Origin of the sequence: Siminovitchia fortis, from assembly GCF_003605365.2 — a bacterium.
In the GTDB taxonomy this organism is placed as follows: Bacteria; Bacillota; Bacilli; order Bacillales; family Bacillaceae_C; genus Siminovitchia; species Siminovitchia fortis.
Genome location: NZ_QYTU02000038.1, coordinates 1 through 20,397 on the forward strand (window position 1 = coordinate 1; position 20,397 = coordinate 20,397).

At 42.9% G+C, this 20,397-nt stretch carries 17 protein-coding genes and 2 pseudogenes; 14 read left to right on the forward strand and 5 right to left on the reverse strand.

What is annotated here, in order from left to right:
* The coding region (locus D4N35_RS18305) for a hypothetical protein (RefSeq protein WP_208646309.1) at positions 1 to 327 on the forward strand (327 nt) is incomplete at its 5' end.
* 443 nt (positions 328 to 770) lie between these two features.
* On the opposite strand, the gene D4N35_RS14575 is transcribed toward D4N35_RS18305, so the two are convergent.
* Positions 771 to 983 (reverse strand): hypothetical protein, encoded by a 213-nt coding sequence (locus D4N35_RS14575; protein ID WP_120074976.1) that lies wholly within the window; start codon positions 981 to 983, stop codon positions 771 to 773.
* 140 nt (positions 984 to 1,123) lie between these two features.
* Here D4N35_RS14575 and D4N35_RS14580 point away from each other — a divergent pair, with 140 nt between their 5' ends.
* Entirely contained in the window at positions 1,124 to 1,909 is a 786-nt protein-coding gene (locus D4N35_RS14580; protein ID WP_120074978.1) for a hypothetical protein, read from the forward strand.
* A gap of 200 nt (positions 1,910 to 2,109) precedes the next feature.
* A pseudogene (locus tag D4N35_RS18710) lies at positions 2,110 to 2,276 on the forward strand (site-specific integrase); the annotation flags it as partial.
* A gap of 18 nt (positions 2,277 to 2,294) precedes the next feature.
* Here the strand turns inward: D4N35_RS18710 and D4N35_RS14590 are convergent.
* Together D4N35_RS14590 and D4N35_RS14595 are read right to left on the reverse strand one after the other, a co-directional pair.
* Positions 2,295 to 3,167 (reverse strand): MurR/RpiR family transcriptional regulator, encoded by an 873-nt coding sequence (locus tag D4N35_RS14590; RefSeq protein ID WP_120074980.1) that lies wholly within the window; start codon positions 3,165 to 3,167, stop codon positions 2,295 to 2,297.
* Positions 3,168 to 3,182: 15 nt separating this feature from the next.
* Positions 3,183 to 3,950, reverse strand: coding sequence for a nitrilase-related carbon-nitrogen hydrolase (locus tag D4N35_RS14595; protein ID WP_120074982.1), 768 nt, complete (start codon positions 3,948 to 3,950; stop codon positions 3,183 to 3,185).
* 186 nt (positions 3,951 to 4,136) lie between these two features.
* Between D4N35_RS14595 and D4N35_RS14600 the strand changes: the two genes are divergently transcribed.
* The 10 genes and pseudogenes from D4N35_RS14600 to D4N35_RS14645 all read left to right on the forward strand — a co-directional run bounded on the left by D4N35_RS14600 (position 4,137) and on the right by D4N35_RS14645 (position 16,283).
* Positions 4,137 to 5,516 carry an aspartate aminotransferase family protein gene (locus D4N35_RS14600; protein ID WP_120074984.1) on the forward strand — a complete coding sequence of 460 codons (1,380 nt, stop codon included), beginning with the start codon at positions 4,137 to 4,139 and terminating at the stop codon, positions 5,514 to 5,516.
* Between the two features lie 388 nt (positions 5,517 to 5,904).
* Positions 5,905 to 6,141: a hypothetical protein gene (locus D4N35_RS14605; protein ID WP_120074987.1), complete on the forward strand. Its 237-nt coding sequence runs from the start codon at positions 5,905 to 5,907 to the stop codon at positions 6,139 to 6,141.
* Between the two features lie 82 nt (positions 6,142 to 6,223).
* A complete protein-coding gene (locus D4N35_RS14610; protein ID WP_120074989.1) occupies positions 6,224 to 7,270 on the forward strand; it encodes an ABC transporter substrate-binding protein in 1,047 nt (348 codons plus the stop codon).
* A 41-nt stretch (positions 7,271 to 7,311) separates the two neighbouring features.
* The gene (locus tag D4N35_RS14615) at positions 7,312 to 8,589 is read left to right on the forward strand and encodes an NAD(P)/FAD-dependent oxidoreductase (RefSeq protein WP_120074991.1); all 1,278 of its coding nucleotides are present in this window, start codon (positions 7,312 to 7,314) and stop codon (positions 8,587 to 8,589) included.
* 21 nt (positions 8,590 to 8,610) lie between these two features.
* A complete protein-coding gene (locus D4N35_RS14620) occupies positions 8,611 to 9,693 on the forward strand; it encodes a C45 family autoproteolytic acyltransferase/hydrolase (RefSeq protein ID WP_120074993.1) in 1,083 nt (360 codons plus the stop codon).
* Positions 9,694 to 9,761: 68 nt separating this feature from the next.
* Positions 9,762 to 11,303, forward strand: coding sequence for a bifunctional GNAT family N-acetyltransferase/carbon-nitrogen hydrolase family protein (locus D4N35_RS14625; RefSeq protein ID WP_120074996.1), 1,542 nt, complete (start codon positions 9,762 to 9,764; stop codon positions 11,301 to 11,303).
* A gap of 138 nt (positions 11,304 to 11,441) precedes the next feature.
* The gene (locus D4N35_RS14630) at positions 11,442 to 12,503 is read left to right on the forward strand and encodes an ABC transporter substrate-binding protein (protein ID WP_120074998.1); all 1,062 of its coding nucleotides are present in this window, start codon (positions 11,442 to 11,444) and stop codon (positions 12,501 to 12,503) included.
* Positions 12,504 to 12,617: 114 nt separating this feature from the next.
* Entirely contained in the window at positions 12,618 to 14,237 is a 1,620-nt protein-coding gene (locus D4N35_RS14635; RefSeq protein ID WP_120075000.1) for an amidohydrolase, read from the forward strand.
* A 16-nt stretch (positions 14,238 to 14,253) separates the two neighbouring features.
* Positions 14,254 to 15,598 (forward strand): annotated as a pseudogene (locus D4N35_RS14640) (APC family permease).
* 13 nt (positions 15,599 to 15,611) lie between these two features.
* The gene (locus D4N35_RS14645; RefSeq protein WP_120075002.1) at positions 15,612 to 16,283 is read left to right on the forward strand and encodes a GNAT family N-acetyltransferase; all 672 of its coding nucleotides are present in this window, start codon (positions 15,612 to 15,614) and stop codon (positions 16,281 to 16,283) included.
* Positions 16,284 to 16,852: 569 nt separating this feature from the next.
* On the opposite strand, the gene D4N35_RS14650 is transcribed toward D4N35_RS14645, so the two are convergent.
* On the reverse strand, positions 16,853 to 17,650 hold the full coding sequence (locus tag D4N35_RS14650; protein ID WP_120075004.1) for a hypothetical protein: 798 nt from the start codon (positions 17,648 to 17,650) through the stop codon (positions 16,853 to 16,855).
* A 491-nt stretch (positions 17,651 to 18,141) separates the two neighbouring features.
* Here D4N35_RS14650 and D4N35_RS14655 point away from each other — a divergent pair, with 491 nt between their 5' ends.
* Positions 18,142 to 18,447, forward strand: coding sequence for a hypothetical protein (locus D4N35_RS14655; RefSeq protein ID WP_120075006.1), 306 nt, complete (start codon positions 18,142 to 18,144; stop codon positions 18,445 to 18,447).
* Between the two features lie 659 nt (positions 18,448 to 19,106).
* Here the strand turns inward: D4N35_RS14655 and D4N35_RS14660 are convergent.
* Positions 19,107 to 20,210, reverse strand: coding sequence for an ABC transporter substrate-binding protein (locus D4N35_RS14660; RefSeq protein WP_120075008.1), 1,104 nt, complete (start codon positions 20,208 to 20,210; stop codon positions 19,107 to 19,109).
* Positions 20,211 to 20,397: the final 187 nt, after the last annotated feature.

Below are 20,397 nucleotides of genomic sequence, written 5' to 3' on the forward strand. Positions count from 1 at the left end.
GGTATTGGAAAATCCGAAGACCGAAAGGCTGCAGACATTTCTTCAGCATTTTCGAAATGGATATTGAAGAAAGCATGCAAGGGACAGGTTGAATGGTCCTTGCATGCTTTTTTTCAGCCATTGATAATATGTCTCTATGCTCTTTTTAATGCTATATTAAAGGACAATAGCCATAATTGGTTAACTCAAGGGTGGTCGGCGCACTCTCGAAAGGGGATGATGCCGATGACAGTTGCAGAAGGATTGATGCTCATGGCGAGTTTTGGGGCGTCAATCGTTCCCGATCATGTCAGAAAAAAACAGCAAAAAAAAAAACCCACCCTTTAGTGAATGGCTCATTTAGGGTGGATTCTATTCCCAAATCGTGCCGATCCCCTTGAAGGGAACCGAGCTATTGTATGACTGAAGGTGTGTCAGCACCTTCAGTCTCTTTTAATTTATTCATTTTCTATTTATAGTATACCCTTTTTCACGGAGAAAGAGAACACCAAAAGAGTAATCATAATCGAACAAAATGGCTGCAATTATCTTCATTCGATTGCCTGAAATAGTGCAACTCCTTGTTTTATCGACGAATTAAATACTTTGTAGATTGAATTGATTGCTTGTTGTATGATGGGGTTAAGTAAGTTTAAAGGAGTTAAAGATGGACGGTATTGTTATTTTAAGTGAACAATGTTTAACAAGCATAATTAAAGAGAGTGTAAAAGATGGTTAAAAATTTTGTTTGGAATTCTCTCTTTCTTGATTTATTTACAAGCCGATTAACATTAGTCTTTTCTAAGGAAGCCAATTAATATTGACAATACCCCTAGCACTACTAAAATAATACCCCAGATAAGGAGTGGCTGGGTTTGCGGTGAGGGCAATTGTCCCCCCACGCTGTTTTCCATTAGCCTAATCATACCAGAAGTGATGTACCTTGCTGAATATAAAATTGAAGCCGAAATGAAAAACACACCTGCCAAAATAAAATACTTCATTAGAGCTTACCCCTCTTCTTCATGTTGTAAATATCATATCATAAAAATAATTTTTGCAAAAGTAAAAAAACATTGTCTTTTTCATGGAATCATGGTATTATTTTCTGAAATTACAAAAAACATAAAGGAGGAAATGTGGAATGAAAAAGGTATCGCTTGCTTTTCTATCTTCAATCTTTGCATTTTTCATTATGGGCACGGCCGTGGGAGCCGAAGAAGCAAATGACAATAATGTAGACGTCAACAAGATGCAAGCCACAAAGGCTCCTAACATTTTTTATGACAAAGAGAATAAGGGGTACTATGATGTAGACTCAGAAGGATACATCGAAGTATTCAAGGTCGAAGACGGGGAGGTTGTTGGAAAGGTCGATATGAATGAATATATTGATAGACAAGCATCTGATCCGAACCTAAAAGAAGATGATATTTCTGACAGCATCTCCTTAAATGATAAAGATGACACTGAAGTTGAAAACGGCTCTACTATTTTTGCTCCACAAGTATACTATCGATACACAGAGTCCAGTAAGTCAACAAAAGTAGTAACTGGTAAACGGTCTAGTATTATTCAGAAAAACCCTGCAAAGAATGGTGGAAGCGACACCTTTACTTTAAGTTATTCAGCCAGCCAAGGGCATTCCTTTAGCGTAACATTAAACTCTGGTGAGAAATCAGCAGTAAAAGGAAATGTTGGTTACACATGGAGCAGTTCTGCAAGTATATCCAGTAGTCATGCAATGACTATCAAACCTGGCTGGCAGGGATATTGGAGGTTCGATCCAATGATTCGTATTTCAAATGGTACAGTTAAGCAATACAATCAAGGGTTTGTTATGAGTTCAAAGAAAGTAACAACTAAGTATCCGAAGAAATTAAACAAACACTTGGACGGAGAGCTAGTCTCTGTTAAATCCAAGATTTAGTACGACCGCCATCTCATTTTGTTTCTAGTTCCTTAATACGCAAATACAAGACTTTTAACAGGGCATTCTCATTGGAGATGCTCCTTTTTTCATTTTCCTGAAGCTGGAATGGATGCTTTCCACGGCGTTCGCCTTCTCTCACGATTTCAAGTCCTAATAATTCCTTGTTCATCTCTTTTGAAAAATATAGATATTAAACGTGGCAGATTTTAAATGAAGCAGCTGCAGCATGCAATGTTCCCGGACCGATCGGGACCCGTACTTTAAGAAAGACTTTTGGTTATCATTTCTATCAAGAGCATAAAGATGTTGCTATGCTGTAAAAGATTTTGGTCATTCTTCGCCATCCGTCACGCTGCGATATATCAGGACTCGGCCGGCACTTTTACCTTTCCTCCTGGCTTCCCTTATGGAATACGCCGAAGCGATCCCATGCCGCTTCTATTTTTTCAAGGCGGGATTCGGCCTCTTTCATCCTTTCTTTCCCGACACTGACGACAAGCGCGTTGATCAGGCTGAGCGGAGCGGTGAAAGAATCAATAAATGTCGGCATCTGGCTTGTTGCAGTCAACACGACATCGGCATGGCGGATTAATGGTGAAAGCAAGCTGTCTGTGATACAAATGGTCTTCGATCCTCTTTCTTTGGCAAAGGCGAGCGTCTGAATGGTACTGTTCGTATAACGCGGAAAGCTGATGCCGATGACTACGTCCTTTTCGTTGAGATTGTACAGTTGCTCAGAAAGATTTTCGATGGAACGAACCATCTCTGCATTTCCCAGAATAATGTTTAAATAGTATTGCAGGAAGATGCCCAACGCTGCAGCACTCCGGTTGGCGGCGATATATATTTTGTTGGTATCCTGTAAAAGATCGACCGCCTGATAAAATTTTTCAATGTCCAGCTTTTCCATGGTTGATTTTATATTTTCCATATCATCGTAAAAGATGTCATATATCCAGCGGTCCTGATCATTATACACATCGGTTGTCATCTTCAGCCTTTCGGCTGTGGTCAGCTGTTTTTGAATCGAGCTTTGCATCCGTGACTGCAGCTCAGGGTATCCCGAATATCCGAGAAAGGAAGCGAATCTCACAACCGTTGCTTCACTTACGCCGGCCTTTTTTGCCAGAGTAGCCACGTTAAAAAAAGGGACAACATTTGTGTTGTGTAAAATGAAATTGGCAATTTTTTTGTGGGATTTGCTCATTTCCGGGATTTTTTCCGCTATATGATTGTACACATTATCATTTTCCATTTCATACACCCTTAACTAAGCATTTTTCAAATCTCTCAAGTAAGGAATTTTCTTTCTTGTTTCGGGGATCAGATCAAAGTCAACTTTATGGATCAATATGTGCGCCTCCTTGGTTGGGGCTTCATCCAGCACTCTTCCGTCAGGGGCGACAAGCTTGCTTTTCCCGCAGCTCCCTTCAAATACGGTATTCACGCCTAAAACAAACACGGTGTTATCAAGGGCTCGTGCAGGCAGCTGTATATCCCATCTCGGTTCGGCGGGAATGCTCCAAACGGACGGTGCGACAATCAACTCGACCCCCTGCAATGCCAAGTGGCGGCTCGGTTCAGGAAACTCCATGTCATAGCATATCAAAACTCCAATTTTTCCTGCTGATGTTTGGATAGCTTCGTACTTTCTTTCCCCGGGTGAAAAGATATCTTTTTCCCTTCCCCATAAGAAAGATTTTCTGTAACAAGCCAGCAGCTTTCCGGATTTCTCAATGACAGCTGTGGCTATATAAAGGTCTTTTTCTTCTTTTTCAATAAAAGGCACGACTAACACCACGCCCAATTCCATTGCAAGTCTTTGAAACTGTGAAATAGCAGGTCCTTCCCGGTCTTCGGCCAAAATCCCGAATTCCTCTTTTGATAGGCGGTAACCGCTTTGCCAAAGTTCCGGAAGCGCGATGATCTGAGCGCCTTGTGCTGCCGCATTTCTAACCATCTTAAAAGCTGTATTTACGTTTTTCAGAGGTTGGTTCGGTACCGAATGCATTTGGATCGCAGCCACAAGAACGGACAATATGAACACATCCTTTTGCTTTCCATTAAAGATATTATATTTAACGCCATTATGCAATATTTATTACATTTGCGTTAAAGCGAGAAATTTTTATTTTAAATGGGTGTTAATGGGTTATAATGAAATAAACATTTCATAGTATATAAAGTTAGGAAATAAATATTACCTTAAAAGAGGTGCTTATGAGTGGCAATCAGTGAAAGAGGAATGGGGATCAAACGCTATACAAAAAAAACTCCGAAATCATTGGAGTTTTATAAGGAAGCATGTAAAGTCATGCCGGGCGGAACGACGGCCAATATTAAGTTTTTTGCCCCTTATCCCATCGTCATGGATAAAGGAAAGGGGAGCCGCCTGTATGATCTCGATGGAAACGAATATATTGATTACCTGCTTTCCTATGGAGCATTGATTCTCGGGCACGGGCATCCCAGGGTACTTCAGGCGGTACAAGAGCAATTATATGATAACGGCACCTATTTATTCGGGACTCCGCACTTGCTGGAAGTCGAAATGGGAAGGAAAATTCAACAGCTTTATCCAGGCGTCGAGCTGCTGCGTTTTACAAATTCAGGAACGGAAGCGACTTTGCTTGCGATTCGCCTGGCATACGCCTATACAGGAAAAAATAAAATCGCGAAATTTGAAGGCCATTACCATGGCGGATACGATCAGGTTTTAGTGAGCGTAAACCCGTCCATAGACGAAGCCGGCCATCCCCATCAACCGAGATCGGTTGCGGAATCCAAGGGGATGGACCAATATCACGAGGAACATACGGTCATTTTGCCGTTTAATGATTTGGATGCAGCTTCGGACATTCTGAGAAAAAGAAAGGATGAACTGGCTGCGGTCATTGTGGAGCCGATTCAAGGAGGATATATCCCGGCTGAGAGGAGTTTTATGGAAGGCCTTCGGAAATTGACGGAGGAATTGGACATTCTCCTCGTTTTTGATGAAGTCAAAACATGTTTCAGATTGGGACTTGGAGGAGCTCAGGAATATTACAGCATTAAACCGGATCTGACTGCACTTGGCAAGGCGGTCGGCGGAGGATACCCGATCGGCATTACAGGCGGAAAAAAAGATATTATGGAGGTAAGTCTTCCAAAAGCTGCTTCAGACGTGTTTGACAGCAGCCAAAGCAAACATTCCAATGCAAGGGACGTGCTTTTTCACAGCGGAACATATAACGGGCATCCCTCGATTTTGGCAGCGGGCCTTGAAACGATCGCAGTTTTGGAGGAAGAAATCAGCCAAATCAATGAGACAGCCGACAGATTGAAAACAGAAATCAGCAAGCTTTTTTTACAGCGGGGAATAGCAGTCCGGACATTAGGCATCGGCTCCATTTTCAATTTGATTTTCACTGAAAAAGAGCAAATATTGAATTACCGCGATCTCCAAAGTGCCGACTTTGGTTTAAGGAGAGAATTGGATTTTCAATTAATAAATGAAGGAATCTATACAAAACCGTTGAACCGATACAGCGTTTCAAGTGCACATGGGCAGGAAGAAATTGATCAAACGTTGGAAGCCTACGATAAGGTGATCAAAAGGCTGTAATAATTGCTCCGCTTCTCGATGCAGAAGCGGAGCTTTTTTTAAAAAATTCATGCAAAACGGCAAACATTATTCATTTTTGAATAACCTTAAGCAGGTTTAATGAAAAAAACGTTATCATCTGTCCCTTTCATCGTTTGGCACAAATCTTGCAGAATATTTATGACAACGCTGTATTTCAGCGAATACCGTCAGCTGTTACCAGTACCTGTCCGGCTTTGTTCCTGGAAGGGTGTATGCTGCCGGGAAGAACGTGCAGCCGGTTAACTATGGTAACTGCTGCGTGCTCTTTTGAAAAGAATTTATCGAAATTTTGGCTTTTTCAAAAATGAAAGCGATTCCTTTGGCATGAAGCTGAAAAATCGGTTAAAGAGGGGGAGGATAGTGTTAAATGGAAGAAATGATTATAAGCCCTTGTGACGGAGTCCTTGTCACATTCCGTATCCAAGAGGACCTGAGCCAGAAACGCTGTAACACATTCTTTAAAATCAAACAAAAGGATGATACCGTTCTGGAGATCAAAAAGACCTATCAAGGAAGAATTTCATCAGTGGAGGTTCGGGAGGGGGAGGAAGTAGTCAAGGGCATGGTATTGGCGTATGTTGAGGAATATGCCCTCGAAATATAAGGGCAGCTAAATTCGCAAACAGGCCTTCCGGCTGGAATCATCGGCCGGTAGAAATTCCATACATCTAAAGGAGAATGCCCAAATGAGATTCAAAAAGTTCAGTTTGCTCGTATCAGCCTTGGCGTTTGTTCTGCTGGTTGCAGGTTGCGGAGGCAGCGGATCCGGCGGCAAGGATGAAAATGTGGTCAACATTCTAAACTGGTCTGAATACTTGCCAGAGGAACTAATCAAGCAATTTGAAGAAGAGACAGGAATTAAAGTAAACTACAGTACAATCTCTTCCAATGAAGAGCTTGTCGCGAAGTTGAACGTTGGGAATGCCACTTATGATATAGCTGTCCCTTCGACTTATTTTGTTGAAGTGCTGATCAAAGAAGGCCAGTTGGAGAAAATCAACAAAGACAATATACCAAACTTGAAAAATATCGATGAAAAGTTCATGGGATGGGATTTTGATCCGGACGATGAATATTCTGTCCCGTACATGTGGGGAACAGAAATTATTGCATACAATGAGGATCTGGTAGATTTTGAAATAAAGAATTATAAAGATTTATTTAATCCTAAATTAAAAGACGGACTTGTCGTGCTGGATGATCCTCGCACAATGCTTGGTGCGATGCTGGAAATGCTCGGATATTCCGTAAACAGTACAAATGAAGATGAAATCATGAAGGCTGGGGAGGAATTGAAAAAGCTTATGCCGAATATAAAGGCATTCGACAGTGACAGCCCGAAAAACCTGCTTGTCAGCGGAGAAGTGAAAGCCGGAGTCGTTTACGGGGCTGAAGCAGCGCTGGCGATGAGGGAAAATCCAAGCATCAAAATGGTTATTCCTGAAGATCACCTGAGCTTGTGGCAAGACAACTTTGTCATTCCTAAAGATGCACCGCACAAAGAAAACGCAGAAAAATTTATAGATTTTATTCTTCGCCCTGAAATAAGCAAAGAAATTACAGTGGATTACCCATACCATAACCCGAATAAAGCAGCACTTGAATTGCTCCCTGATGATATCCGGAAAGAGCTGGAATTGACAGATGAAGATTTCGAAAGAGGTGTCCATGCAAAGGATGTCGGGGAAGCGATCAAGTATTATGACCGCGCATGGTCTGAGGTTAAACAATAAAATATTTAAAATGGAAGTTGAAAAATTGAAGGAGTGGAAGCATGAGCAGCAAATCGTTGTGGAAAGCAACAGCAAATGATATGAAGAGAAGGCCTGTCCAGCAAGGCGAGGAAACATGTGACGTCGTCATCATAGGAGGAGGCTTCACCGGGCTTTCCGTTGCCTATCACCTGCAGCAAAGAAATGTGAAAACTGTAGTATTGGAAGCCAATACTGTAGGATCCGGCGCAAGCGGAAGAAACGGCGGGGAAGTATTGATCGGCTATGTCATGTCCATGCAGGCACTGGCTGAAAAATACGGCAGTGACGCTGCAAGGCAGATGTTTCAAATGTCATTGGACAGTATCGATTTGATTGAAAATATCATTAAGGAAGAAGACATCCAGTGCGATTTTTTCCGTAACGGGAACTTGCTTGCGGCATACAAGCCGTCACATTTGGATGGAATGAGGCGTGAACAGGAATTTTTATATAAAAATTATAACTTTGAAACAAAGATTGTGGAGAAGCAAGATATGCACACTGAAATGGACTCGGACTTTTACCACGGGGCCCATATCGATGAAAAAAGCGCCATTTTCCATCCGTTGAATTATTGTCTCGGTTTGGCAAATGCGGTGGAAAAATACGGCGGAACCATCTACGAACACTCGGAAGCGATTAACATCAAACGTGAATCTCATGATAGAGTGGTTGTAGAGACAAACAACGGCCGTGTTATCGCCAAACAGGTCGGGATGTTCGTCAACGCTTATACGACCGATGTCCACAAGCTGATCAAGAAAGCGATTGTCCCGGTCGAAAGCATTGTTCTTGCGACCGAGACGCTTCCGGAAGACCTATGCGAGCAATTGATAAAGCATAACCGTGCTGCCTGTGATACGAAAAACCTGCTGTATTATTTCAGGCTGTCCGCAGACAACCGCATGGTATTCGGGGGATCGGGGCGTACGACAAGCAAACGGGATGCCCAAAGGCTTTTCGATAATTTACAAGCAGGCATGGTAGATGTCTTCCCGGCGCTAAAAGATGCCAAGGTGGATTACAAGTGGAGCGGAAAAGTAGGGTTTACCATTGAAAAGATCCCTTATATCGGCCAGTTGGATGACGGAACCCATTTTGCTTTCGGATACGCCGGGCATGGGGCTGCAATGTCCACCCTATTAGGCAAAATTGTAGCCATGAATATGCTCAATGAAGGGGATAAAAACAACCCTCTTGACCGTTCAAACCTGAAGCCTATCCCGTTTCACAGCATGAATGCTACCGGATTGGGGATGATGAAATATTACTTTAAGTTTTTGGATTATATTTCCTAAAGAGAAAGAAGGAAAACAACTATGATAAAACAATTGGATCTTGAGGGAACACCGCGTGAAATAGGCGAAAAGCATGGCCGTGAAGGAAAAGGGCAAATCCAGGTCAGCCTGGAAACGTATGAAAAGCTTTTCTACGGCTACCATCAAATCGATTGGAAAGAAGCCCGTAACCGTGCACTCGTCCATCTAAAAGCAATTGAAGCATATGACCCTGAGCTGATAGAGGAAATGGAAGGGGTGGCACACGGAGCGGGTGTGGACTTCGAGGACATTTTAGCATTGAATGCACGAAGTGAAATTGCACTTACAGGGCGGAAGGATAAGATTTTTTCCGACGGGTGCACTTCCATTGCCGTAACGGCTCCTGCCTGTGATGAAACGATCATTGGCCAAAACTGGGATTGGAAAGGCAGCCAGATTGACAGTCTGCTGCTTCTCCGTATCAAACAGGAGGATAAACCGGATATCACAATGGTGACAGAAGGCGGGATTATCGGAAAAATCGGCTGCAACTCTGCTGGAGTGGCTGTCTGTCTGAACGCCTTGATCACGGACAAAAAATCCGATGAAGTTCCCATCCACCTTGGTTTAAGGGCGGTTTTGAACTCTTCTTCCTTCCATGAGGCCCTGTCAAAAGTCAACAATGGCCAAATGGCCTCCGCAGCGAATTTCATGATTGCAAGCCATGAAGGTGAAGGCATGTCTTTGGCAGCAAACGTCGAAGTGTCCCCTTTTGGCATCGACCTGATGGTGGAGCCGAATGGTACGGCCGTTCATTCCAATCATATCCTTTCACCGGAGCTGTTGAAAAACTTGGCTGATTTGAACGAATTTAAATATACAGATTCAATGATCCGGAAGCTTCGTGCCGAGCAGCTTATCAATACAGCGCTGGCAAAGGGAGAAACGATTGATGAGAACAGCTTTAAGAAATGGTTCTGTGATAAATACAATTATCCAAACTCTATTAACCACTACCCGAATGAAAACGCACCGGAGCACCGCCGTTCAGAAACAGTCTTTTCTGTCATTATGAACCTCTCAAAGAAGAAAACGCTGTTTTGTGCAGGCAAGCCGACGATCGATGCATATGAAGAAATTTAATATAAGAGCAAAAACAAATGAGAGCTTCTCTTTTGTTTTTATAAAAAGGAAGGGAAGAGGGTTATTGAATGAGTGAAGTGGATACTTCCAGTTTTCAAAAAGAAATCATCGTCCGCAATATCCGCGAAGAGGATATCGAGGAAGTTGTCAAAGTCGCTAATTTGAGCTTTGGGCTTCCAGGTGTTGCTTTTGAAGCAAAGCATTATAAGAGTCATATTAATATTTTTCCGGAAGGCCAGTTTTGCGTCGAATATGATGGAAAAATCATCGGGGCGTGCTCCAGTATCATCGTCAATTTTGAGGATTATGGAGAAGACCATACAATAGATCAAATTTCTGGAAACGGCTATATCCGAAATCATAACCCCGATGGAAAGAATCTGTACGGATTGGACGTTGTGGTGCATCCCGATTACCGGAAATTAAAGATCGGCCGCCGGCTGTATGAAGAACGGCGGAAACTTTGCAGGAAATTTAATTTGAAAAGTATTTTATTTGGCGGCCGTATGCCTAATTATTACAAATATGCCGATAAACTGACGCCCGAAGAATATGTTGATCAGGTCATCAAGAAAAAAATATATGATCCTGTCATCGTTTTTCAAACAATGAATGGGTTTAAATTTAAAAAGGTGCTGGCAAACTATCTCCCCCATGATGAGGCCTCTTTAGAAAATGCAACATTGATGGAGTGGGTGAATGAGGATTATGCCCCTCCATCAGAAAAGGATTACAGACACTCTTTACCCGTGCGTATTTCTTCCGTTCAATATGATTTTAAAGAAGTCCGGTCCTTTTCGGACTTTGCACAGCAGTGTGAATACTATGTCCGCAGCAGTTCCAAGGTAAGATCGGATTTCGTTTTATTCCCGGAAGTGGTCACGATGCAGCTTGCGGCATTTTCAAATGAGAGGTTTCCAAGCGGCCAGGCACAGGAGGTGACCACATATACGGAAGATTATATACAGCTGTTTTCTGATTTAGCCGTAAAATACAGCATCAATATCATTGCCGGATCGCATTATGTGGAAGAGGATAACGAGATTTATAATGTTTCCTATCTATTTAGGCGCAACGGTACATTCGACAGGCAATATAAGCTTCATGTGGCACCCTCAGAGAAAAGCTGGCTTGGCATCCAGGCGGGAGATGAGGTAAAGGTATTCGATACGGATTGCGGAAAAATCGCGATATTGATCGGTTACGACATCTTGTTTCCGGAGCTTGCACGCCAGGCCGCCGAGCAGGGTGCACAAATTATATTTACGCCATTCGCAGAGGAGAATGAACAAGGATATATGCGGATCCGCTGTTGTTCCCAGGCAAGAGCCATTGAAAACCAGGTATACACCGTTATTTCCGGGGCGTCGGGCAACATGACGAATGTTACTCTGGCAGATGCGAAATATGGACAATCGGGCATTTTCTCCCCGATTGATTTTTCCTTCCCGAATGCAGGAATTGTGACTGAAAGCCGCCCGAACGTGGAAGCTGTCGTTGTCGGGGATGTTGATCTGGAAACACTGCGGAGAAATCGTGAGACCGGATCGGCGACGCCGTTTAAGGATAGGAGCCGGCAGCAGGAGGCAGAGTCCGTCTCGCTTTTATAAAAAAACATCTCAAGTAAACTGCTGCATCACAGATAGTGAGATTACGCATTGAAGCGTTGTTGATCCTTGGACCGAGCTTTGACTCGGTCTTTTATTCCAAATACAGGATTAAATAAAAAATCAGGGGGGAGTTTGATAATGAAAAAGCTTTTTAAGCCATCAATGGTTTTTGTAACCGTTGTCATGATGCTGGGAGTTGTTTTGGCGGGATGCGGGAGCAGTACGGGAGGCTCGAAGAAAGAGGTTGTCAACATCATGAACTGGTCCGAGTACTTGCCGGAACACTTAATCAAACAATTTGAAGAAGAAACTGGGATAAAGGTGAATTACAGCGAAATTTCTTCCAATGAAGAAATGATCGCGAAGCTGAATGTCAGCGGCGGGGAATTCGACCTTGCCGTGCCGTCCACTTATTTCGTTGAACCGCTGATCAAACAGGATAAACTGGAAAAAATCGATAAAGATAATATCCCGAACCTGAAATACATCGGTGAAGATTATTTAGGCTGGGACTTCGACAAGAATGACGAATATTCGCTTCCTTATATGTCGGGAACGGAGATCATTATTGTCAATGAGAAGCTTGTTGACAAAGAAGTGAAATCATACAGGGATTTGTTCGATCCTGAATTTAAAGACAGTCTCGTTATTCTCGATGATCCGCGCACAATGTTGAGCGCCATGCTGAGCATGCTCGGCTATGATCCAAACACTACAAAAGAAGAAGAAATAGTAGCTGCAGGCGAGGAGCTTAAAAAGCTGAAACCGAATATTAAAGTATACGACAGTGACAATGCCAAGAACCTTTTAATCAGTAATGAAGTGAAAGCCGGAGTCGTTTACGGGGCTGAAGCAGCGCTTGCGATGAGAGAAAATCCTGATCTCAAAGCCATCATTCCTGAAGACTTCCTCAGCCTTTGGCAAGATAATTTCGTGATTCCAAAGGGGGCAAAGAACAAAGAGAATGCAGAAAAGTTCATTAATTTCATTTATGACCCTGAAGTAAGCAAAGAAATTGTCCTGGAGCACCCATATGTGGATCCAAATGAGGAAGCAGTGAAATTATTGCCGGATGATGTCCGGGCAGAGATTGAGATGACAGTTGGGGACGGTATCGATCATCCAAAAGCAGCCCATGCGATTGATGTGGGGGAAGCCCTTCAAGTTTATGACCGTGTCTGGTCCGAAGTAAAACAATAATTAATCTAAGTTGTGAGCTGTGTTAATAACGTCTTTTGAGGAAAAATATTAGGTCCTATCAAACAAAAGCGTTGTCACCATAAAGGAAATTGGGTTTCAAGGAGGAGAATTCGATTGGTCAAAGCAGATATGATCATCCGGGGAAATCGTATTTTTACCGGCAAGAAGATGATGGAAGGCGGTATAGCCATCAAGGATGGAAAGATTATCGAAGTATGTAAGGAAGACAGCATGGCGCAATATATAGGCAATGAGACACAAGTTTACAAGTTTGATAATCAAACGATCATGCCCGGCTTTCACGATTTTCATATCCATTTGACACTTGGATGCCTTTTTGAAGATTACGTGAATCTCGCAGATGCACGTTCAGCGGAGGAAACAGCCCAAAAGGTGAAAGATTTTGCTGACAGCCGTCCTGACGATGAATGGATACTCGGCTTTAGCTGGTACCATATTTTTTGGGATAAAAAAGATATGCCTGACCGGACCATTCTGGATGAATTGATACCAGACCGCCCCGTGTTTTTACTAAATGCCGAATGCCATGGGGCATGGCTCAACAGCAAAGCGCTGAAACTGGCGGGAATTGATGAAAATACAGAAAACCCGCCATTCGGTATGATTATGAAAGATGAAGACGGGAAGCCGACGGGGATTTTATTGGAAACGGCGATGAGGCTTGCTGCTGATCAGGCATTTAAAATCCCGGAAAAGAAGGCAGTTGAATTGATGGAACGTTTTTTAGCAAAAGCGAATCGGCTGGGCATTACATCTGTAAGTGATATGCTGCCTCTTCCGGGTTTTGAAGTAGGGGATCTCTCTCTTTACCGGAAATTTGAACAGGACGATAAACTGACCGTCAGAACCTTTTTCCTCAGCCCGCTAAACGGGGACTTGTCCCAGGCAAGAGGGCTGCGGGAGGAGTACCAGTCAGATGTATTGAGGTTTTCAGGGTTAAAACAATTTCTGGACGGTGTTGCGACAACATATACAGCTTTAATGGTCGAGCCATATTCCGACAATCCATCGGAAAAAGGAGAGGCATTCCTGCCGCCTGGACTATTGGAACAATGGATTACGGAGGCTGACCGTGAAGGTTTCCGTGTTCGGCTGCATGCATGCGGAGACGGTGCTGTCCGTCTTGGATTGGACCTGTATGAAAAGGCCGAAGAGCAAAACAGAAGGCGCGACTCCCGGCATACAATCGAGCATATTGAAGTGATCCATCCGGATGATATCCGGCGTTTCCAACAGCTTGGCGTTGTGGCTTCCATGCAGCCTGAGCATATGGCGATTACCGAAAAATATCAGGACAATGTATATCTTACACGCATGGGGCAAGAGCGGGATCAATACACATGGCCGATTAAAACCTTGGGAGAATCAGGTGCGGCCATGGCGTTTGGAAGTGACTTTCCTGTCGTCGAGCTAAATCCGATGCTGGAAATTTACCGGGCTGTTACACGCCGGTTTAACGATGGAGAGCCGGAAGATGGCTGGAATCCAAAAGAAAAAATTCCGTTGGAAGAAGCTTTGAGGCATTATACCGCCGGCCCTGCTTTCGGCAATTTCATGGAGGACAAGCTGGGAACATTGGAAAAAGGAAAGCTGGCAGATGTGATTGTGATGGACCGGGATTTGTTTGCCGTTGACCCGGAGCAATTGCTGGAAGCGAAAGTGAAGTTCACCGTGATGGATGGAAAAGTCGTTTATAAAGATGAAGAATTATAATTAAGGGGGATATTTGATGAAGGCTGAAACTGAATTTAAAAAGGTACTTACCTTGCTTCCTGTCGTACTGTTCGGATTGGCTTATATGGTTCCGATGACTGTTTTTACAACATATGGCATCGTATCACAGCTTACGATGGGGATGCTTCCGGCAGCGTATATTGTCACCTTATTGACGATGCTGTTCACTGCATACAGCTATGGCAGGATGGTAAAAGCGTTTCCGTATACCGGATCTGCCTATACCTATGCGCAAAAATCGCTCAATTCCCATGTTGGCTTTTTTTACAGGATGGATATTGTTGTTAGATTACTTATTCCTTCCCATGATCAATTACCTGGTTCTTGGAATCTATTTAAATGCGGAATTTCCTTCAGTTCCTAATTGGGTTTGGATTATTTTGGCCATTTTGATTGTGACGTTTGTCAATATCAGGGGAATAAAAGTGGTCACAAATGTTAACTTCTTTTTAATCGCTTTTCAAGTTATTGTGATTGCCTTTTTCTTGATCCTTTCTGTCAAAACGATTTTAAGCGGGGGAGGAACGGGGACGTTATTTTCAACATTGCCTTTCTTCAATCCTGAAGGTTCAATCTCTTTAGTTTTTGCCGGAGCGGCCATTTTGTGTCTGTCCTTCTTGGGGGTTGATGCGGTTACAACATTATCGGAAGAGACCGTTGATGCAAAAAAAAACATCCCAAAAGCTATTTTTCTAGTAACGATTATCGGAGGAACTCTATTCATTATTGTTTCTTATATCGGGCAAATGGTCTATCCGGATTATATGTCGTTTAAAGACCCGGATTCCGCACCGCTGCAGATTGCTATCTTTATTGGAGGGAACATGTTTAAAGCTATGTTTCTTGCCGGTTTCGTGTTAGGTGCTTTCGCTTCAGCGACCAGTTCCCATGCCAGTGTATCCAGGCTCCTGTTCGCCATGGGAAGGGATACGATCCTTCCAAAGAAGATTTTTGGTTATATTTCGCCGAAGTTCAGGACGCCGGTATACAGCACAGTCATCGTGAGCCTGTTGGCCCTGTCATCCTTGGTGTTTTCGCTTGATACAGTTGCCTCATTTATCAGTTTTGGCGCTCTTTCAGCTTTTACGATTGTTCATATATCTGTTATCACACATTATTTCTTTAAAAACAGACGGCGGTCAATGAAAGATTCCATTCTCTATTTGGTGATTCCTTTCATAGGAATTGTTCTATGTGTCTGGTTATGGACAAGCCTAAGTCGAGATGCATTTATACTGGGTATCAGCTGGTTTATTATTGGAGCTCTGTACCTGGCCTATTTAACAAAAATGTTCAAGGAAAAACCGCCTGAATTAAGCTTTGATGAAAATGTTTCATAAGGGGGCTTTTCGGTTGTATAAGAAATGGTATGTTTTTGATGGTGACAGACCGGTTGAAGCTGTTATTAGGAATTATACAAAAGATGACTTTCAGAAACTGATCGACGTGCAGAAGGAAAGCTTTCCCCCGCCTTTTCCGCCAGATCTTTGGTGGAACGAGAAACAGTTGAAAGAGCATGTCGAAAGGTTCCCGGAAGGCGCTTTATGCGTGGAGATTAAGGGGGAGATAGCTGGTTCTATTACCGGGCTGATGATCGACTTCGATCCTGGCAGGCCGGAGCATACGTGGTCGGAGGTTACGGACGACGGATATATCCGTAACCATGACCCGAACGGAAACGCCATTTATATTGTAGATATATGCGTCAAGCCCGCCTATCGCAAGTTGGGCCTTGGCAAATGGCTGATGCAGTCGATGTATGAAGTGGTTGTGCATGAGGGGCTGGAACGCCTGCTTGGCGGCGCCCGGATGCCCTTTTACCATAAGTATCAACAGGAAATGACTGCCCAGGAATATTTGAACCATGTCATGGAAGGGGATATCAAAGACCCCGTTGTAACTTTTCTTCTGCACTGCGGGCGAACTCCGGTCCAGGTTTTGCCGAATTATATAGAAGATGAAGAATCATGCAATTATGCGGCTTTGATGGAGTGGAAAAATCCTTTTCTGCATCTTGAGTCATAAACATCCACGTTCTTAATCAAACATTTGGTTAAAGATTGGCAGCCTTTCTTCATTGGCAGACATTTGAACCAATCAAACGTTTGATCAATTTGAGGAAGGGCAGGATCCATACTTTTTTCGGGAAGATAAAAAAAGCATATTTTTAATCAAACGTTTGATCGACATCCCCATTGTAATTGAGCAGAAATGGTATTCTCTTAATCAAACTTTTGATTAGCAGTAAACAGGTGAAATTCTTAGAAAAGAATTCACTTTGATGGATCTTTTTTTATTAAAAGTTAAGATATTTTATTAATGACTTGATAAAAGGGAAGAATTATATAATGTTGCACATTTTATTTGGGAAAAAGAGAAGGATAGATAAGATTCGCTTTATCTGTCCTTCTTTGTACTACATATGAACTCATTTACTACGATAAAATAAGAAATTCGTTGTACAATTAAAGCGCTCGATCGTGGCATAAGCCCGACCAAAAAACCGATTTCCGACGGTAGTAAGGAAATCAGTTTCAGTGTTTTATGCTATAATTTGATTAACGTTGTAAATCCGCATTTTCCCGACGCTGCCTCTACTTGGGATTCCGAAGCAGCGCAATTATTTCTGCGTTATCCCCTTCTTCCAAATGCCTGTCTTCTTTCAACAACTTCTGAAACTCCCCCTGGTCCCGTCCCCTCGGTGAGTCTGCCGTCACCATATGCTTTTCCTTGCTTTTTAGCCAGAGAAAATCAAACAGTACCGCCGGATTTTTAAGGATTTTCCCGCCGAGATAATCAAGGATATCCTTCCTGTCCTGTTCCGTATCCAGTTGCACCTGGTTTTGCCTGACCGTTGCGCGCGTCATCTCCAGGACATATCGTCTTAGCTGCTTCTGATCCTCTTCTGTTGCCATTTCCTCCTCGTTCCTGCGCTTGGTGAGATCGAGCGCCTGGATGACACAGTCATAAATCAGTTTCTGTTCCGTTGCACTTTTTTCACAGGCGGCAATGACACGGTCCAGACTCGACAAAATGGTCTCTGGAGCCGTTTTTTTAGTTTTTTTGCAAAGCGACTTGAACCGGTTGGCCATCTCCCTATACAGCTTCTCAAGGGCCGGTTTTCCCCATTCGACCCCTATGGTAAACATGGAGAGTCCCGATGTCTCGTAGGACGTGGTGAGCAACATCGGACGTTTCATCTCGGAAAAAGAAGGAACGTAGCCGTCTTCACGAATGAACAGCCTCTCACGGGAAGGCTCAAAACCGATGCAATAGTAATTTTGGCCGTTGTAATGAAACCGGTATGGCACGGCAAGCAGCTTTTCATCTCGATAGTTGTATTCTTCCGCAATATTTTTGATATGTTTCGGTAAAGTTTCATATGTCAGCATTTCGTTTATCCTCCCGTTAGGCTGAAATCAATTATCAGCCAATAATGGATGGCGTTTTTATTACTTATTGAAACCGAATCGTGAATAGGGCCGTATATTATTCGGAAGTTTAAAATAAAAATGCTATCTGGAAACGAAAGGGGCGCTTCCCTTGATTTACGCCATTTGGATCGTCATTTCTATAGTCTACTCCATCGTCCTTCTGCGCTACAAGGAGTCGGTCGCATGGGTGTCAGGAGCTATAGGTGTCTTTCTTGTCCTGCTATCCGCAGGAGAAGGAATACTTTTGAAAGTCGGTCTTTTTTTGGCTTCCCCCCCTGATTACAGTTGTGCTCCTAGATTATATTTTGACATATACCATTTTACCAATCTATCACGTTTTCCGGTTTATCTTTAAAAAAAGAAAACGGGAATCTTGAAGATATCAAGATTAATATCAGTCCCGTTACACAATGGACCATCACCGAATGTTCTTTTAAGGAGGAATTGGAATGGATTCGATTGCCATCTTGCTTTCACTATTTTTCTTAGCCTTTATGGTGTTCATGACATTTTTGATGGTGAATGTCGGAAGCAACGGAAAAAGATTGATAAAACTTGAAAAAAAGCTGGAGGCCATGCAAGAGGTATTAAACCAAGCGGCTGAAAAATGGCAGCTATCCGGACCTCCAATCAATGACCAGCTGCAGAAGCTTCTGAAAGAGGGAAAGGAAGTGGAAGCGGTTCGAATGGCTATGAAGGGACTAGGCCTTTCCTTAGAAGAGGCAAAGAAGTATATCGATGATTTTAAAAAATAAAATGGGGATTTTCATTTTTTTCCTTAACCTTCATGAGGCTTGTCGAAGTCCTTCCCGCCAACAAAGGAGAACCCAAGTGTTGATGGACAGCTCATGCACAAGCAAAAAAGTATAGGGGGGACGAAAAAAATGTATACAATATTTGCGCTTATCGTCGCTTTAGGTTGTATTGTAACCCTATTAAAGAAGGGAAGTCCATGGGTAAAGATTTTAGCCGGCTGCTTGACCTCCTTTGCAGCCACCATCATTGTGGCTACTATTCTTTTAATAATTATACTTAATTCGAAATAAAGAAGGGGCTGTTTAAAAGACTTTTTATAAGGCATGAACGGCAAGTGGGGAACACATGGCGGCAGAGCGCTAATTAATCAAGCAAATTACCTTTGAATTATAGTGGTGTCAGCGATGCTGACATTACCCCTTATTATTTAACAAATGCATATTGATCTCCGGTCAAATCTAAAGAAGAGGGACGGATATTTTTTTGGTGAATAGCGAGGCGAAAACATGGGGTGAAGAGCAGAGATTTTACTGATTATTCCAATACAATCATGATAATGCTCTTTTTACAAAGTAATTCAAACTGGATTCTTTATTGTATTTATGGCCACAAAAAATCCTAAAGGACAGCTTACCTTCCTTTAGGATTTTCAACGTATTTACTGTTTTATCTCAGACCAGGCCCTGTCGTAGTCCAGGACGGCTTCGCCCAGATCCTTCAAAAATTCTCCTTTTTCCAGTTCTTCTTCAGGCGGATTGACAGCCGGATGCTTCAAGATTTCGTCAGCAATCAGCTCGTGAGCTGCCTTGTTGGGATTGGAGTATGGGAAATCCTCTGTTATTTCAGCGCTGATTTCCGGTCGCAGTACGAAATCGATAAAGGCTTCTGCCGTGCGTTTGTTTGGAGCCCCTTTAGGAATGATGAAGCAGTCGATTCCCAGGTATATACCTTCTTCCGGCAGCACGGTTTCGATTGAAGGATTTTCGCTGTAGGCAAGGTAAGCCTCGGCACCCCAGACAATTCCGGCTTTGGCCTCACCATTAAGAAGCATCGTTTTTTGCGAGTCACTGTCAAAAGCTTTAATATTGGGCAGCAAATCGATGAGAAGCTCCTTGGACTTCTCAATGACTTTCGGGTCGGTCGAACTCATGGATTCTCCCTGCATTTTATTGGCGATGCCCATCATGACCCGCTGGTCGTCCAATACGACAAGTGAATTTTTGAATTCCGGCTCCCATAAATCTTTGTAGCTCGTAATCTCGGTATCCACAGTATCTTTATTGTAGGCGATAAAAGCGCCTCCCCACATATAAGGGACAGAATATCCATTTCCCGGATCGAATGACTTGTCCAGGAACTGATCATCAATGTTGTTCAAATTAGTGATGTTATCAAGATTAATCGGTTCAAGCAGGTCCTCATTCCGCATGATTTCAACCATATAATCTGTTCCCACGGCAATATCATAACCCGAGGCACCCGCGTTGATTTTTGCCAGCATTTCATCGTTCGATGAATATACGCTGTAATTCACTTTTACTCCATACTTTTTCTCAAACTTCTCAATTACACTATCCGGCATGTATTCAGACCAGTTAAATAAATTCAATTCTCCTGTGATTTGATCCTCTTCGCCGTCTGCTCCTCCCGAGGCCTTTTCCGCTCCTGGGGGACTTTTTCCGCCGCAGCCCGCTAAAACAGCACTGATCAGTAATAAAAAAACAAATGGCCTTGCAAATCGCTTATATTCTATCTTTGTCATTTGCCGACTCCTTTCAAGAATAAAAAATAGATTATTTGGATGTGGTTAAATATTCAATTAATTGTATATAAAAATATAGAGGAGGGAGCCTCCTCTATGTAAAAGCTATTGTGATCCTTTCGCTTCCGACCAGACGCGGTCGTATAATTGGATCGCTTCACCGATTTTTCTTATTGTCCAGCTCCAG

Bases quoted from the DNA above. Each gene is read 5' to 3' on its own strand.
- D4N35_RS14655 (WP_120075006.1), top strand. From the start codon at position 18,142: ATGGATTCGATTGCCATCTTGCTTTCACTATTTTTCTTAGCCTTTATG.
- D4N35_RS14580 (WP_120074978.1), top strand. From the start codon at position 1,124: ATGAAAAAGGTATCGCTTGCTTTTCTATCTTCAATCTTTGCATTTTTC.
- D4N35_RS14625 (WP_120074996.1), top strand. From the start codon at position 9,762: ATGAGTGAAGTGGATACTTCCAGTTTTCAAAAAGAAATCATCGTCCGC.
- D4N35_RS14620 (WP_120074993.1), top strand. From the start codon at position 8,611: ATGATAAAACAATTGGATCTTGAGGGAACACCGCGTGAAATAGGCGAA.
- D4N35_RS14630 (WP_120074998.1), top strand. From the start codon at position 11,442: ATGAAAAAGCTTTTTAAGCCATCAATGGTTTTTGTAACCGTTGTCATG.
- D4N35_RS14590 (WP_120074980.1), bottom strand. From the start codon at position 3,167: ATGGAAAATGATAATGTGTACAATCATATAGCGGAAAAAATCCCGGAA.
- D4N35_RS14610 (WP_120074989.1), top strand. From the start codon at position 6,224: ATGAGATTCAAAAAGTTCAGTTTGCTCGTATCAGCCTTGGCGTTTGTT.
- D4N35_RS14605 (WP_120074987.1), top strand. From the start codon at position 5,905: ATGGAAGAAATGATTATAAGCCCTTGTGACGGAGTCCTTGTCACATTC.
- D4N35_RS14650 (WP_120075004.1), bottom strand. From the start codon at position 17,650: ATGCTGACATATGAAACTTTACCGAAACATATCAAAAATATTGCGGAA.
- D4N35_RS14575 (WP_120074976.1), bottom strand. From the start codon at position 983: ATGAAGTATTTTATTTTGGCAGGTGTGTTTTTCATTTCGGCTTCAATT.
- D4N35_RS14615 (WP_120074991.1), top strand. From the start codon at position 7,312: ATGAGCAGCAAATCGTTGTGGAAAGCAACAGCAAATGATATGAAGAGA.
- D4N35_RS14660 (WP_120075008.1), bottom strand. From the start codon at position 20,210: ATGACAAAGATAGAATATAAGCGATTTGCAAGGCCATTTGTTTTTTTA.